At 40.4% G+C, this 15607-nt stretch carries 15 protein-coding genes and 1 other RNA gene; 6 read left to right on the top strand and 10 right to left on the bottom strand.

Annotation, left to right across the window (positions count from 1 at the left end; all coding sequences use genetic code 11):
- Nucleotides 1-50: 50 nt before the first annotated feature.
- Both Q4600_RS17085 and Q4600_RS17080 read right to left on the bottom strand, forming a co-directional pair.
- Nucleotides 51-233: a DUF2970 domain-containing protein gene (locus Q4600_RS17085; protein WP_102527694.1), complete on the bottom strand. Its 183-nt coding sequence runs from the start codon at nucleotides 231-233 to the stop codon at nucleotides 51-53.
- Entirely contained in the window at nucleotides 233-601 is a 369-nt protein-coding gene (locus Q4600_RS17080) for a hypothetical protein (RefSeq protein WP_229370911.1), read from the bottom strand. The genes Q4600_RS17085 and Q4600_RS17080 overlap by 1 nt, the downstream gene beginning before the upstream one ends.
- Nucleotides 602-909: 308 nt before the next feature.
- On the opposite strand from Q4600_RS17080, the gene rpe reads away from it, so the two are divergent.
- Genes rpe through trpS form a run of 3 tightly spaced genes read left to right on the top strand, consistent with a single transcriptional unit; the run spans nucleotide 910 to nucleotide 3351 of the window.
- Nucleotides 910-1584: a ribulose-phosphate 3-epimerase gene (gene rpe, locus Q4600_RS17075; protein ID WP_303517282.1), complete on the top strand. Its 675-nt coding sequence runs from the start codon at nucleotides 910-912 to the stop codon at nucleotides 1582-1584.
- 2 nt (nucleotides 1585-1586) lie between these two features.
- Nucleotides 1587-2315 carry a phosphoglycolate phosphatase gene (locus Q4600_RS17070; protein WP_303517281.1) on the top strand — a complete coding sequence of 243 codons (729 nt, stop codon included), beginning with the start codon at nucleotides 1587-1589 and terminating at the stop codon, nucleotides 2313-2315.
- A gap of 34 nt (nucleotides 2316-2349) precedes the next feature.
- Nucleotides 2350-3351 (top strand): tryptophan--tRNA ligase, encoded by a 1002-nt coding sequence (trpS, locus tag Q4600_RS17065; RefSeq protein ID WP_102527690.1) that lies wholly within the window; start codon nucleotides 2350-2352, stop codon nucleotides 3349-3351.
- Between the two features lie 281 nt (nucleotides 3352-3632).
- Here trpS and Q4600_RS17060 read toward each other — a convergent pair whose 3' ends face one another.
- The 4 genes from Q4600_RS17060 to Q4600_RS17045 all read right to left on the bottom strand — a co-directional run bounded on the left by Q4600_RS17060 (nucleotide 3633) and on the right by Q4600_RS17045 (nucleotide 7071).
- Nucleotides 3633-4205 (bottom strand): BON domain-containing protein, encoded by a 573-nt coding sequence (locus Q4600_RS17060; RefSeq protein ID WP_102527689.1) that lies wholly within the window; start codon nucleotides 4203-4205, stop codon nucleotides 3633-3635.
- Nucleotides 4202-4795: a phosphoheptose isomerase gene (locus tag Q4600_RS17055; protein ID WP_102527688.1), complete on the bottom strand. Its 594-nt coding sequence runs from the start codon at nucleotides 4793-4795 to the stop codon at nucleotides 4202-4204. The genes Q4600_RS17060 and Q4600_RS17055 overlap by 4 nt, the downstream gene beginning before the upstream one ends.
- 78 nt (nucleotides 4796-4873) lie before the next feature.
- A complete protein-coding gene (locus tag Q4600_RS17050) occupies nucleotides 4874-5209 on the bottom strand; it encodes a YraN family protein (RefSeq protein WP_102527687.1) in 336 nt (111 codons plus the stop codon).
- Nucleotides 5210-5247: 38 nt separating this feature from the next.
- A complete protein-coding gene (locus Q4600_RS17045; protein WP_303517280.1) occupies nucleotides 5248-7071 on the bottom strand; it encodes a penicillin-binding protein activator in 1824 nt (607 codons plus the stop codon).
- An 89-nt stretch (nucleotides 7072-7160) separates the two neighbouring features.
- Here Q4600_RS17045 and rsmI point away from each other — a divergent pair, with 89 nt between their 5' ends.
- Both rsmI and rnpB read left to right on the top strand, forming a co-directional pair.
- Nucleotides 7161-8003, top strand: a complete 843-nt coding sequence (gene rsmI, locus Q4600_RS17040) for a 16S rRNA (cytidine(1402)-2'-O)-methyltransferase (protein ID WP_303517279.1) — start codon at nucleotides 7161-7163, stop codon at nucleotides 8001-8003.
- A 74-nt stretch (nucleotides 8004-8077) separates the two neighbouring features.
- Nucleotides 8078-8421, top strand: an RNA gene (gene rnpB, locus Q4600_RS17035) — RNase P RNA component class A.
- Nucleotides 8422-8486: 65 nt separating this feature from the next.
- On the opposite strand, the gene Q4600_RS17030 is transcribed toward rnpB, so the two are convergent.
- Complete coding sequence (locus tag Q4600_RS17030) at nucleotides 8487-9428, bottom strand: hypothetical protein (protein ID WP_303524418.1); 942 nt, start codon at nucleotides 9426-9428, stop codon at nucleotides 8487-8489.
- A gap of 1362 nt (nucleotides 9429-10790) precedes the next feature.
- Between Q4600_RS17030 and Q4600_RS17025 the strand changes: the two genes are divergently transcribed.
- Nucleotides 10791-12068: a hypothetical protein gene (locus tag Q4600_RS17025; RefSeq protein WP_303517277.1), complete on the top strand. Its 1278-nt coding sequence runs from the start codon at nucleotides 10791-10793 to the stop codon at nucleotides 12066-12068.
- Between the two features lie 547 nt (nucleotides 12069-12615).
- Here the strand turns inward: Q4600_RS17025 and Q4600_RS17020 are convergent.
- The 3 genes from Q4600_RS17020 to Q4600_RS17010 form a co-directional block, all read right to left on the bottom strand.
- Nucleotides 12616-13902 carry a carbohydrate porin gene (locus tag Q4600_RS17020; protein WP_303517276.1) on the bottom strand — a complete coding sequence of 429 codons (1287 nt, stop codon included), beginning with the start codon at nucleotides 13900-13902 and terminating at the stop codon, nucleotides 12616-12618.
- Nucleotides 13903-14218: 316 nt separating this feature from the next.
- Entirely contained in the window at nucleotides 14219-14476 is a 258-nt protein-coding gene (locus Q4600_RS17015) for a YdcH family protein (RefSeq protein ID WP_102527681.1), read from the bottom strand.
- A 235-nt stretch (nucleotides 14477-14711) separates the two neighbouring features.
- Nucleotides 14712-15044 (bottom strand): TM2 domain-containing protein, encoded by a 333-nt coding sequence (locus tag Q4600_RS17010; protein ID WP_102527680.1) that lies wholly within the window; start codon nucleotides 15042-15044, stop codon nucleotides 14712-14714.
- Between the last annotated feature and the right edge of the window lie 563 nt (nucleotides 15045-15607).

Genomic DNA, 15607 nt, shown 5'->3' with positions numbered 1-15607 from the left:
TGAGAATAATGAATGGTTAACTTTGGCTTACTTTCTTTGGCTTATGGTCTTTAGCTTAATACTTGATTGACGATAAAGATTAACGACAAGATCATTAGTGCGGCTAAAGCGATTCCCATAAAGATAAAAGGCAGTGGCGAATTATTTTTCTGAAAATCACGCTGGCGATTATCTTCAGTTTGCACCCCAAAAAATGCGGCTACAGTGCTGGTAAATACTCGCCAAATAGACATTAAATGGTGTTTGGATTATTTGCAGGTATATCACTGATAGGTTTGCTTTTTTCGCTACCATGTAGGAGTTCGAGCAAGTCTAAAAAATGGAATTGACTTGAGCGGCTATTACCTGTCACCCAGCTTCCCCAGCTGACATTATCAGATTGAGTTGCACAACGGTTGTTAGGGTGGCTGCTCGGGAGACTTGAGTTGTAGGTTGCAGTGTCTGAACATGCGCAGTTTTCAGCTAGTAGCTGGTCGCGACTATCTGATGCTGCAAAGTATGCAACGAACATTAATGCACTAGCAGAAAAAATACTTAACACAGGCTTTAACGTCACCTTACCTGTTTGGTGGGTGTTCATTTTTCGCTGACTGCACATCATAAGGGCTATCCTTGTCTCATACTTTCAGAATCAATAAATAAACATGTCTCGAATAACGGTATACGATCCAACAAGATGTAGAGATCAGAAACTATATATTCATAAAAGACACAGTGACGTAAGTCGCATTATAGCAAATTTGTCTAGTTAATGAACATCCATTGAGTGTGATCTAGATCAATTTAATACTTACAGATTATTAATATTTACATTTATTGGACTTAGCAAAGTTTTATTACTGTTTGTGACTAGAGCGTTTTCTCTGCAGAGGGTAAAATAATGCCACTTTTAATCGCTTCGAGAAGACTATGCGTCCATTTCTGATTGCCCCATCTATTTTATCAGCCGATTTCGCCCGTTTAGGTGATGATGTTCAAGCCGTATTAGATGCAGGGGCTGACGTTGTTCACTTTGATGTTATGGATAACCATTATGTGCCTAACTTAACGATTGGGCCTATGGTTTGTCAGGCGCTACGTGATTTCGGCATAACTGCTGATATTGATGTGCATTTAATGGTGAAGCCAGTTGATCGTATTATTCCTGATTTTGCCAAAGCCGGCGCTTCTATCATCACTTTCCATCCTGAAGCATCAGAGCATGTAGACCGCAGTCTACAACTTATTAAAGAATCAGGTTGTAAAGCTGGTTTAGTATTTAACCCAGGTACACCACTGCATTATCTTGACCATGTCATGGACAAACTAGATGTCATCCTATTGATGTCAGTTAATCCAGGTTTTGGCGGACAATCATTTATTCCATCAACGCTAGATAAGCTTAAACAAGTTCGCGCCAAAATCGATGCGAGTGGTTTTGATATTCGTCTTGAAGTTGATGGCGGTGTTAAAGTTGATAATATTGCAAAAATCGCAGCTGCAGGTGCAGATATGTTTGTAGCAGGTTCGGCTATTTTCAATCAACCAGATTATAAAACTGTGGTTGATGAAATGCGCAGTGAACTGGCTAAAGTTGACGCGTAATTATGGCTGACTTCTCTAAAATTAAAGCCATCGCTTTTGATTTAGATGGCACGCTTATCGATAGCGTGCCAGATTTGGCTGCGGCAACGCAGGCCACATTGGCCGAGCTCAATCTTTCCACTTGTACTGAACAACAAGTTAGAAACTGGGTTGGCAATGGCGCTCGGGTATTAATGCTGCGTGCATTACATCATGCCTATACTGCAGGTGAGATACTATCGCCTTCTGTTGCAGAGTCTACATCAGTTTCTGAAGACGCGCTTGATGCTGCAATGCCTGTTTTTATGAAGCATTACCAGCTGCACTTGCAAAAGCATAGTCAGCTTTATGTGGGTGTACTAGAGACATTAAGCACCCTTAAAGTTTCAGGTTACCCGCTAGCAATCGTGACCAATAAGCCTTATCGATTTACCGTTCCGCTATTAACGGCGTTTGAAATAGATAAATTATTTAGTTTGGTTTTGGGAGGGGATTCGCTGGATAAAATGAAACCAGACCCTCTGCCATTAACGCATATTTTAAATGAATGGCAACTTGAACCCGAACAACTATTAATGGTTGGGGATTCAAAAAATGACATATTTGCGGCAAAAGCAGCCGGAGTAAGCTCAATAGGCTTGACCTATGGGTACAACTACGGTGAAGATATTGGGCTGAGCGGCCCAACTGCGGTATGCGAACAATTTAATCAGATTTTAGCCTTATTACCTTCAGTTAACACTAACGGCTAAAACAAACTGCTAGATCAATGGAGCAATAAAACAAATGACTGCAAAACCTATCGTGTTTAGTGGTGCTCAACCATCAGGTGAGCTAAGTATCGGAAACTACATGGGCGCGCTTCGTCAGTGGGTTAACATGCAAGATAGCCACGATTGTATTTATTGTGTAGTTGATTTACATGCAATTACTGTACGACAAGATCCTGAAAAACTGCGTGCAGCTTGTTATGACACGTTAGCAGTTTATCTTGCTTGTGGTATCGACCCTGACAAAAGTACTGTGTTCCTACAGTCACAAGTGCCGCAGCACACGCAATTAAGCTGGGCGTTAAATTGTTACACCCAAATGGGTGAACTGAACCGCATGACGCAGTTTAAAGACAAGTCGCAAAAACATGCCAATAACATCAATGTGGGTTTATTTGATTACCCTGTATTGATGGCAGCTGATATTTTGCTTTATCAAGCAAATGAAGTGCCTGTAGGTCAAGATCAGAAACAGCATTTAGAACTGACTCGTGATATCGCGACACGTTTTAATAATGCTTATGGTGATACGTTTGCAGTACCTGAGCCATTTATTCCAGAAACGGGCGCTAAGGTGATGTCACTGCAAGAGCCAACCAAAAAAATGTCTAAGTCAGATGATAACCGTAATAACGTTATTGGTTTACTTGATGATCCTAAAGCGATTATGAAGAAAGTTAAAAAAGCGATGACAGACAGCGAAGAGCCACCTGTTGTTCGTTTCGATGTTGACGAAAAACCGGGTGTATCAAACTTATTGAGCCTAATGTCAGGTTGTAACGGTCAGTCAATTGAGTCTATTGAGAAAGACTTTGAAGGCAAAATGTATGGCCATTTAAAAGTGGCAACGGGTGAAGCGGTTGTTGAAATGCTTGAACCACTGCAGGAGCGTTTCCGTCAGTTTAGAGCAGATGAAGAGTACCTTGATGCGGTATTTAAAGCTGGTGCTGAAAAAGCGCAAGCTCGTGCAGAAGAAACGATTAAAAAAGTGTACGAAAAAATCGGTATGATCGTCTAACGATTAGCTAAGTATTTTAATTGTAAAAACAAGCCAGCATAAATGCTGGCTTTTTTGTCTCTGATTTTGCTGCGACTTTATCAAGCCTTGAGACTTTTTGAGATTGCATTTTTAGTCGTTAATAAAGCACGCTATTGTAAGTTCATTTTAGCTACATTGCTGACAACTAAAGTTAAACCCGATTAAAATCTCAGGTAAATTAAGTGCGGCTAATCGGCCTGACTCAATATCATGTTTAACCATAAAGTCATAAGCGAGTGCTATATCTTGATTAACAGCGCTTAATCAGCGTCTATATATTCAAATACTTTAATCACTTTTCTCACACCAGAGGTGTTACGAGTCACCTCAACTGCAAGATCTGCTTGATCGCGAGCAATTATGCCAAGCAGAAACACTTCACCATTTTCGGTGACCACTTTTACCCGAGTGACATCTAACTCTGTTTCATTCAACATGCGGGTTTTAACTTTAGTGGTGATCCACGTATCGTTACTGCGTGTAGTAAATGAAGTGGGGTTACCAATACGAATTTGGTTATGCAGCTTACCGCCAATTTCTAACTCTTGTACTACTCTTACGGCTTTGTCGCGGAGCATAGAATTAGGAGACTGGCCAATCATCAACACATTACTGTTTAACACCACACCAGTAATGTTGGTCTGGCTATTAATATCTTGATGTTTTGATAGTGCACTGGTGATATTAAAGTCGGCATTAGTATCACTGATTTGCGTAGACATACTACGCTCATCATTGGCCATTTTTGCACCGCCAACAGCACCAACCATTACAACACCTGCACAGCCTTGAAGCAGGAACAGTATTGCAATGGCAAGAACTGCTTTTATCATGCTTGCTCGTCCTGAGGGAACAGAGTGCGGTCAATATTGTCACATAAACAGTGAATGACTAATAAGTGAACTTCCTGAATACGTGCAGTCACGTTAGAAGGTACGCGAACTTCAACATCGCCTTCACTCATAAATCCTGCCATTGCGCCGCCATCTTTACCGGTTAACGCAACAATAGTCATATCGCGACCTAAAGCTGCTTCCATCGCTTTAATTACGTTACCAGAGTTACCACTGGTTGAAATCGCCAATAAAATATCACCAGGTTGTCCTAGTGCCATGATTTGCTTAGAGTAAATCTCATCGTAGCTATAGTCGTTGGCGATAGCAGTAATCGTTGAAGTGTCACAGCTTAAAGCAATGGCTGGTAACGGTGGGCGTTCAATTTCGTAGCGGTTAAGTAATTCTGCTGAGAAATGCTGTGCATCGCCAGCGCTACCGCCATTACCACATGCAAGAATCTTGTTACCGCTTAACAGGCATTGAACCATCATTTCAGCCGCTTTTTCAATCGACTCTGGTAATGCTTCAGCAGCATCAATTTTAGTTTGAATTGACTCTGTGAAGCTGTCTTTAATACGTTCTAACATGGTTAATCCTTACTCGGTAAAGTGTTGCTATCATGCTTAAATCACTATCTAGGCAGCATTATAGCTAAAATTGTCTATTTAAAAACACCCTTGTAACCATTGTATGTCTTGGCCATTAATGGCAATGACATCAAAGCGGCATGGGGCATTGATTTTGTGAGTTTGTAAATATTGCTCAGCAGCTTTTCTAATACGAGATATTTGGCCTGCCGATAATGCATTTAACGCACCACCAAATTGAGTTGAAGAGCGAAATTTAACTTCAATAAAAACCCAATATTGCTTATCTCGCATGATTAAATCTATTTCACCAAAACGATAACGCTGGTTCTGAGTCACAAACTGTAGACCTTGTTGTTCAAGGTAAGTTCGAGCTAATGATTCAGCTTGTTGCCCAGCGTTAGTTTGGCTCATTTGTATTTAACGGATATCCATCTAAATTCAGTTGCTTGTTATAGCGGACGAAGTTGTCCACGTTGGTATTTACCCCAGCTCAGTGTTCGCTCAATAACACCATTTTGATCAACAGAAAGCGCGCCACTGCGGCCATTAAATTGATAACCTGGGAATGCGCGCATTTGTGCTAAACGACTTACCAAATCTAGTGAATCATAGCCCATGATATACAAACGCTTTTGACCATTATTCCAATTGCTCCATAGTTGATTCACCATGGTGGTTTCGGTGTTGGCGCCCATTAACCAAGGGATATCACTGATCATCAGGTTATTGAGTTCTTGTGCCGATTGCGTAGAGTTACCACTGAGTCGACTGCGGCTGGTGGTATAAAGTGCAACAGGATCAGCAAAAACGCTAAAATTAACATCTAAGAAAGGCTTAAGCAGCACCAGGTCTTTTGCGGCAGAAATCATATAAATGGCATCAATATCGCGACGTGAACGAAAATCTGCTTCGATATTATTCCCTATCAATTCTTTCATTCGTGCAATGCGCGCTTGGCTGTCTTTAACGCCTAGGGCTTCTTGCACGGTTAACTTCATTTGATCGCCGCCATCGTAATAATGGATTTCAGCATTTTCTTCGGTTAACTCAAGCCATTTACTGTTAAAGCTTTCAGCCATGCGTTTACCGGTTGAGTCATTACTGACTAATAGCAGTGGCAAACTAATGCCATCGTTATACAGCTTTTGCGCAGCATCACTGGCTTCTTGAGCTGGTGATAGAGCGAAATAAAACTGATCACTATTAGGAGTGAAATTTTCAGTTTGATTCAAATAAAGTTGCGGAACCGTCATAAGCTCTTGCTCGTTTAGTGCTTGCATTTCTTCAACGGCATTAGGTAAAAGTGGGCCAATGACAAATTCAGCGCCAGCGGCTAAAGCATCTTGATAAGCGGTTTCAACGCCAAGGTTAGTATCAAAAAAGTTAAGTTCAATTTGATCATCAAATGCAGCCATATAGCTGGCTAAAATGCCTTGCCTAATTGGCTCTGCCACAGCAGCTCGTCTACCTGTTAATGGCAAAAGCACAGCAATATTTTGCGGCTTATACGGTTTAGCATTTAAGGCTTTTTCTAAATCAGACGGTAATTTCATCGCACCAGGGTGATTAGGATTGGCTTGTTGCCATTCACCTAAATATCGCACTAATTGTGATGGGTCTACTGCATAGTGTTTGGCTATGTAAGCTAACTGCAACCAACCTGAAAAGGTCGGGTTACTGTTATCACGCATAAAGCTTTTAATGGTTTCTTCGTGCAATGGCTGTAACGTACGCCAAATGGTGTCGTTGACTTCAAACGACTGCTCTTTTGGTAAGTACAAGCTCAGTGAACTAAGTTGTCTTAATTCATCAATTGGTTGCTTAGTTTGATTAAACAAACGTGCTTTATATTGATGATAAGTCACACGTTGCCAATCTGGCAGCTTCCAGGTATTAGGATAAGTGAGAATTGATAGGGCATCAGCGTCAGAGCGAGTTTGCTCAGCCACGCGTGCAGAAAGGTACAACCATTCTGCTTGCAGTGTTGGCTCAGGCTGTAATTGAGGCTTCATCGAGACAAGTAACTTATCTGCAGCACTCACATTGGCTTCATTAATGTAAGCATGCGCGGCTAATAACAGGTATTTGTCACGCTCTTGTGGCTGTTTAGCGTTACTGGCTGCAGATAAATAGATATTGGCCGATTGCGTCACGGATGCCAATGAACTATCAATAGCCTGTTTATTTTCAGTAGTTTGAGTTGCACAACCCACTAATACTGTCGATAAAATAGCTGCGAAAACGAATTTTGTTGTAATCAGTCTTTTTAACACAGGGCTTCACTCTGGTAAGATGCTGTCTCTAGTTTAACCTGCTCTTTCACTTGGCGAAAGTCTTGATGATACTCAATACAGAGGTAGTTATGGACCTATCGGTCGCACTTTATATCGTTCCCACCCCAATTGGTAACTTAGGGGATATCAGCAGCCGTGCAATAGAGGTACTTAATAACGTTAAACTCATTGCCTGTGAAGACACACGTCACAGTGGAAAATTATTAAGCCACTTTGGCATCGAGACCCGTAAAACAGCACTGCATGATCATAACGAACGTGACAGAGCGCAGTGGATTATTCAAAAACTAAGTAACGGTGAAGCGGTTGCATTGATTTCAGATGCGGGCACACCTTTAATTTCAGATCCTGGATATCACTTAGTTAAACAAGTGCGTGAGGCAGGGTACAACGTAGTGCCATTGCCTGGCCCTTGTGCTGCCATCACCGCATTAAGCGCATCAGGTTTGCCGTCTGATCGTTTTTCATTTGAAGGATTTTTACCGTCTAAAGAAAAAGGACGGTTAGATAAACTTGCGGCGTTAAAAGAAGATCCGCGTACGTTGATTTTTTACGAATCTCCGCATCGTATTGTCCATAGCCTTGAATCCATTGTGACAGCGTTAGGTGACGATCGTGAAATAGTTATGGCTCGTGAAGTCACTAAAACCTTTGAAACTTTTTTATCTGGTTCAGTGGTAGAGGTGTTACAAACAGTAAAAGACGATCCGAATCAGCAAAAAGGTGAAATCGTCATCATGATCCATGGTCATCGCATCGACACTGAATCAGAAATTCCAACCGTTGTGATTAATACTCTAAAGCTGTTATGCCAAGAGTTACCGCTTAAAAAGGCTTCAGCGTTAACGGGTGAAATATACGGGCTTAAAAAGAATGCACTTTATAAATACGGTTTAGAAATCGGACTGTAATTAAAATGCGAATGGTTTAGCCCAAAGCTATTTTTTAGATGGTGTGTTGCAGTCGCTTACGCTATAATCCGCGCCGAGTTGGCCAGACAGTTGCTGCGTTCGCAAGAACGGGGAGGAAAGTCCGGGCTTCAAAGAGCAGGATACCAGGTAACGCCTGGGCGGTGTAAACCGACGACAAGTGCAGCAGAGAGGAGACCGCCAACTTCGGTTGGTAAGGGTGAAAGGGTGCGGTAAGAGCGCACCGGGCCACTGGTAACAGTTGGTTGCAAGGTAAACTCTATCCGAAGCAAGACCAAATAGGGTCCCGTATGGCGCTGCTCGCGTTGGGACCGGGTAGGTCGCTTGAGCCTGTGAGCGATTGCAGGCCTAGATGAATAACTGTCCAAGACAGGACCCGGCTTATCGGCCAGCTCACCTCATAAATTAAAAGCCCGTTTATCGAAAGATAAGCGGGCTTTTTATTGTTTGAAATACGGTGTAATTCTAATCTGCCCATACTGAAGGCAACAAACTCATCCTTTTAGTTTTATAGTTATGTGCACAAATATGCTGAGTAGGGTTTTGTAATAAGGCTTTATCTGCATTTGTTTCACATCGCCAATGAATTCCATAACCACTTTCTGTTGGGGTCAGGTGAACAACGGTGCCAGCGGCAAACTCAAAGTCTAAAACAATTGCGATGCCTTGTTTGTTAGAAATGAAAGCTTCCTTAATACCTATTTGCTCTTCTAAATTATCAATGACTTTTCTTACCTCTTTATTACTTTTAGGGAGGCGCTGGTGTTGTCGATAGAAATCGTTGATAGATTTGCCAGCACTTGATAATTCACGAGTTAAGCTTTGAAATAACCACTTTTTATTGTTATCTTCAAAAAAATGTTGGCTGTTAATATTATGTTCTTCAATTTGTTTTTGAACATTTTCTAACATGACGGCTTTTTGCTGTTCAAATACTGCTTGTTTTTGCTGGTTTTCATTAACTAACTCTTGGTTCACCAGTTTGACACGTAAATCATTAGTCATCATATGCACTAACACTGCGAAAATTATGAGTAAGCTAGATGCTATAAGCAGTTTATAAATTGAAAAACCTTTCGAAAAATCTTTCATGAAGGAGCTGAAAGAGCGGTGTTCTTGACGTTGCCATATCTCTTGTTGCTCTATTTGGCGCCTTTGCTGGGGAGACATGGACAGAGTTTGAGGGTTTTTATGCTTTGAAATTACTTCTTTTGCAATGTTTTCAATTTCTTGTCGTTCAAGCTTTGTTACGTCATCGAGAATATCTAAATAATCAATGCCTAGAGGCGGTAATCTATTTCTTTTAATGCCATAACGCTCGTAATCAAGAGCAAGTACAACATCCTTAATTTCATTAATAATAGCATCACTTGAACTGTTCAAGTTGCCTCCATATCCATTCATCATTTTCATCCTTGAACTACCGCAAAGCTACTATTGTCACGACTGACAATTTTAAACGTATTTTCATTACTATGAAAATATCTAAATACATAGACATTCATTTTATTTATCAATTATAAAAGAAGCAATAAGTCATCAAGTTACTTGTATTTTCATTCATGCTTTACCAGAAGGTAAGCGTGATTATTGTTTGCTTTTATGTAGTCTATTCAAAGTTACGAGTAATAAATGACATGACCACCATGATAAATGGTTAATGAAAGGTTGGTTTCAGCGGCAGCATAAGCGTCATACCGATGATATCCAAGATAAAATGAGTAAAATTAACATAATAACTTTCGATATTTCGAATTTTTGAGCAGTAATTGTTATTAACGAAGAGAGTTGTTGGGTTGTATTTTAGAAGTGGGTGTCATGATAATTTGCTATCTGTAATATAGGTTTACAGATTCAAAAAGTAAAATCCCACTTTTATTCCGCAAATTACTATTCTAAATAGGCTGTTATTCTCTAGTGAAAAATATCAGTACATTATAAAAGGCTATCGAATCTTAATATGAATTAAGGTTGTTAAATCAAAGTGTAACGACTCCTTCTGGGCGTCGGTGGAGTCAAGTTTTTTAGTTTACTATGATCCAATAGTTATGACTTAACCTTTCTAGGCCACTTTTTCATGTATCTACAAAGGTGTTTCGAGTGGAAAAAGTGACAAAGTAAAGCCTGTTTAAAAATCAACCATTCTGTCAATTGACCCTTCAAGCCCACATGAGTATGGTAAAAATCAATGTAATACATTGAAGAGCAAATCCTAATATCCCTAAATACAATTAAATCTACAATTAAATCTACAATTAAATCTGCAATTAAACCGCAATAAAACGGGTGGATATCGTTAGCTGTAGGAAAGCTAAAATCATTAGACTGGCTCCGATGGCAGCAATAGGGGCTTAAGCATAAGAGCAAGATTAAGCTAACCAATTCTTGAACCTTGTTGCGGTAGGATCGTTTATGTGGGCAATGAATTCAAAAGGTGATGGCAACCTTGTGTTAATTAAACATGATGACGAATATTTTAGCGCTTATGCACGCAATGATAAGGTCTTGGTAAGCGGACAAAGAAGGGCTGTAAATTGCAACAATGGGCTATTTAGGCGCGAGTGAATTTATATTGCATTTTGAAACCCGAAAAAGGCAAATCGCGTGATCCATTTCTCTATCTACTCAAACTGTAGCTGTACCAAAGGATACCAGTGAGAGATTTCACTGCCCTTTACACCAATCGGAGATGCCCCTTGTGGTCACTCATCACTCCGATTCAAAAAGCATACTCAAAATGAACCTAGCGGTTTAACTAAGGAGCAAAAGGTGAAAAAACAACTTTCAGTAGTAATAATGGTAATAGTGATTTGTATATTGCCATTTCAATCAGCCCAAGCTAGGACCTGGTTTCAAATTGATAAGCAGAGCTATCTTGACGAAGCTAAAAAGAAATGGAAGCCAAATCAACCTGAGCCTGTCCATCATGCTCATGCGCTCACATCAGGAAAAATAGTGTATTTCTATGATGCTTGGGGAGGTATTAATATTGCTCCTGTGGGGATCTTGTCAGATGGTTCAAATCTTTATGGGCCGACCAGTCAGAATGGTAGAGAGGGGGAGTATATGGTGGAGGTTCTTGGTGACCACAGCACCACAAACGATCTTGTTATACGGTTAATTACCACAAAGATAGGTAATGAAAATAGGTTCTTGAAGTGGGCTCCGCCCTCGGAGAGCGAGTCAAATGTTCTTAGTGACGATATTGCACCTGAAAACAGTCCAATGAACAGAAAGGCTGGGAAATTAGATCGTGCCTACGAAATGAAATTGGAAAAATTCGAGCCTGACGGCAATCGCTTCCGCATTTCCTTTCTTCAAGGTGATGAGGATGGCAGGTTTCGTAAAAAATACTACTTGCACTCCGAGAGAGATGCTAGTGGCGTTCGCAGTCTTGGCTATACCTCAGCAGCTGCTAATTCGGGAGGTAGTTCTAATCGAGCTCCCGCAAACACAGGCTCGCGCCGCTATGATTTTTTCTTTGACATCGTTTCCTTAGCAGTTACAGACACACTTCAGGGAAAACCTAAACGGACTGGAGAGCCTGAAGTGGTCTATTCTTCTAAGAAACTTGGTTCTGGACGATTAAAAGGTGCAAAGTATTTAGCAGAAAACCCTGCAAGTGAAAGCCTTCTTCAGGTTCAAGCTGTTGTGGCAAAGTTTATTCCACAGAATACAACGAGCCACGAGTATCATTGGGAAGTGGGTATGACGATCGAAACAGGTATTAGCTACGGAATAGGTAGTGTCAATATGTCGGTTACGGCGAGCGGAGGCGAATCTAGGAGCACCTCAGATTCGACGACAAGCGAAACTCAAATACCTATCCCTGGAACAACTATTCCACCGAGACATAGTAAGAAAATGAATGCAGACCTTGAAATAGAAATGCTAAATACACCATGGAGAGCGAGGATACTTCGCACTATTAGAACTAGAACGTCAGATCGAGATGAAGAATACGAAATGGATCTAATCATCGAAGTGATAAGCAGGACAGAAAGTGTAAAAGTAATAGGCTGGGGGGATCCGGTATCACTCAATTAACTTAGCTCAGACGTAACGGCAATGTTAAGCTAAACTTATTTCAATAAAGCGATTGTTATTTAAAATAGCAACCGCTTATTTTTCGAATTTTTAGGGTGAAATTATTAAAATCAATAGTGTGAGCAATAGTATGGCCCCCCATAATTAATGATCTTTACACATAAATGACAGTAGGCAGTCTCGTTACCATAGGATAAAAGAAGTTTATAAAGGTGTCGGCTATGGATTGTAAAGCAACATAGCCACCCATGATTAATTGCTATATATCAAACTCCCTACTCACTTTCGTTGCTGCTGAATATTTGTGACTTAATATTCAGTGATTAAAATACTGAGGTTAATGAAGGCCAGAACTGAAAAATCGCTTTTCAGCCAGTCGTCGCATTCAATAAAAAGCCCGCTTATCTTTCGATAGCGGGCTTTTTGATGTCTAAATCATTACCTAAACTATTATCTAAGTTCAGGCATTAATAACTATTTGCAACTATTTGCAACTATTTGCAACTATTTGCAACTATTTGCAACTATAAACAACGGTTAACAAGGCCTAAAAATAGTAACCGAAGTTAATATTGAATCGTTTATTGGTGTCACCATCACCGACCATTGTGCCGCCGATGAATGGTTGGTTCTCAGCTACTACATAGTCGAAGTAGGTGTATAAACCGCCGGCTGAAACCGCCATACCGGTGACATTCATAAAGGTGTCTTCAAGTGAGGCTGACTTACCCGTCACTAAAGAATAATCATTGTAGAAGGTGAGGTTAGATACTGGGCCAAAATCGACTGGTAAGCTGTAAGCCACATTAGCGATGTAAGTGGTCGCTTCTGCTGGGATTGAGTCATAGAAGTGATAAGCGGCAACCACAATACGGTCGACATCCATGCCATCAACATCGTATTCGTAATCTGTTACTTGTAATTTCACGTTCCAGCGATCGTAATCGAGAATACCGTGAATAGCTGCTGCAAAGTTGTCACCATCGGTGCCGTTGGCTATTTCCAACTGGCCTGCTTGTACAGAACCACCGAGCTCAACACCCAGTTTATCGAAGGTAAAGTTGTGTGCATAACGCAGGTTAAAGGTATTCACCTCACCTGCTTCATAACCTGCCGTTGGTGCATCGTAAGCATCTTCACCGTCTAGACGAATACCCACAACATCGTAGGCGTAACGGTCTGTACGATCTGACACATATCCGTCTATACCACCTTGTTCATCGTTTTTGTAAAAGGCAATGTCAAAACGGTTAGCGTCGCTTTTATAGGTGTAGTTCAAACCCATATCGTGGTCATCTTCAAGGCCAAGATAAAAGTTAGAGCTAAAAAAGTAGTTGTTTGATGCGTAAGTTAGCATGCCGAATGGTACTTGAGTGACACCGATTTTACCTTGTTGGTGTTCATCAAAGTTATAACCAATCCAAGCGTGTTGCACTACATTCATGTACTCAAACCAGCGGTACTGAGCTGAATAAATTAAGTCACCGTAACTGCCGGAAACATCGATACGGAATAGGTCAAAGTCAAAGTCGCCACCGCGATCGGCGTTGGTGTCATTAAAATCTTCATAGGAATAATTAACACGGACAGCGCCGCCAAAATTAACTTTGGCCTCTGTTGTTTCGCTGACCTCAACTTCTTCGACGACTTCGTTAACAACTGCAACTTCCACTTCTTCAATAACCTGTGGTTGTTCGGCTGCTTTTTTCTGTTGAGCTTCTAATTGCTCAATGCGCTCTTTTAATGCTTTCAGTTCTTCTTCAACAGTGGTTGCATTGGCACTAGTTGATAATGCTAAAGCGATACAAGTCGCGGCAAGGGTATAACGAGTCATCATTTTTCCTTTGGGGGGAAGTTAAGGAATGTGTAATGTATGTTAGCAGAAATGGGGTTTTGCTAATAGGATGTTTGCTTGATGCTGTTGTCTGTTATTGAGTGCGATGGTTGATGTAGGTCACACTTATGGCATAAAACCGTGTTTAGAAGAGGTGCTGTATTCTAATTATGATGGCATTAATAGGATTAGATAAATGACGACTCATGGTTCAGAGCCAGATACATTGTTAGGGCAAAGGTGTCGTTTGGGAAAGAGAGCTTATTAATGCTGCAAAGGGGATTCAATGTATCCCCTTTTATTCAAACTTGAGGAGTTAGGACGCGTCTTGGTCGTGATGTTGCTTTAATTTTTGGAACAATACATCTTTTAAATTAGCACGCTGTACTTTTAACTGATGCATATGCTCATCATCAGTTGGGCTTCCTTCAACTTCTAACTCGCGTATCTCGTAATCTAATAAGTGATATTGCTTGGATAAGGTTTCGAACGCTTCGTCTTTGTGATTCAAATAAACAATGTCTTTCTTAAACTCAGGAAAGTCGAAAATAAGTGCATGATTCTCATTTAACATAGGCAACCCTTGAAATGGTGAATTGAAATTCTTTATTTTGAAACTGAATTTACTATAGCACTATGAGGTTTAGGAAAGGGAGAAGTTTGAACGGTTTAGCGATCTGGCTAGCAAAAATAATAGCCATGAATATGCAAGGAAGAGTCGTCAGTGGAAGAATGTAAAACGCCTTATTAAATGCTTAATAAGGCGTGGAATACAGCAAATAACACATTATATAATCGGCATTTTCGTGCTAAATCGCACGTTTACTGTATTGCTGCTCGAAATTAAATGAACTCATTTTCATGGTGCGGATAGAGTCAATCCAGCCAACAACAAACGGCACCAAAGTCCAGCTGAATACTAAGTAAAGACTGCCTTTTAGGTATTGACCTAAATAGAATTTATGTAGCCCTAAGCCGCCAAATAAGAACCCAAACCATATTGCCCATTTCTGATTTTTAATACGGATATTCGGATCGATCCCAGCAAGTGCGTCTAATCCTTGAGTTGCCTGACATTGAGGGCAGCTGATTAAGTTCGCGTCGATTGTCTGGCTGCATTGTGTGCAGGTTATTTGAGGCATTACAAACTCCAATGGTCAATATTGCTAATGAGGCATTATGAGTACAAGTGTGCGCTCAGTTCTAGTGTTCTAGATCTCACTATTAAAATAAAAAATTGAGCTAACAATATAAAAGGGAGTTTATGGTGCTGGTGGCTAACTTGGGTTTAATTTAATTAGCTTAGGTTAATGTGTTTTATTGTTTTAACCGATTGTAATTTAATAATTTAATTTTAATGCTACATCAGGGTTGAGCTACGAATATTTTGATAATTTATTACCTTATGTTAATTCGTTCATGCCGATGTCGCTTTCACTTTTTTATGTAAAAAAATACACTTGTTAATTTTGTTGGGGGCGGTTGTGTATGTTGTTGCGGTGGTTTTGTAAACAATTAGTCAATTAGCGTAATTTGAGTGAGCGACGGAAAATCATTAAGTCATTTTTGCTGATAGAGTCAATCAATCATGGATCTATTCAGTATTGAAATGACCCTATTGTACTGCTATTTGAGACAATTAAACTCACGAATGCCCCTTATTTTCTTACCTTGTTCTCTCGTAAGATAGCGCCCTATTTTTTAA

It is taken from the genome of Shewanella sp. 2_MG-2023, from assembly GCF_030548905.1.
GTDB lineage: Bacteria > Pseudomonadota > Gammaproteobacteria > Enterobacterales > Shewanellaceae > Shewanella > Shewanella electrodiphila.
The sequence above is the reverse complement of the archived record's forward strand: the minus strand, read 5'-3'. Positions and strand labels throughout refer to the sequence as shown.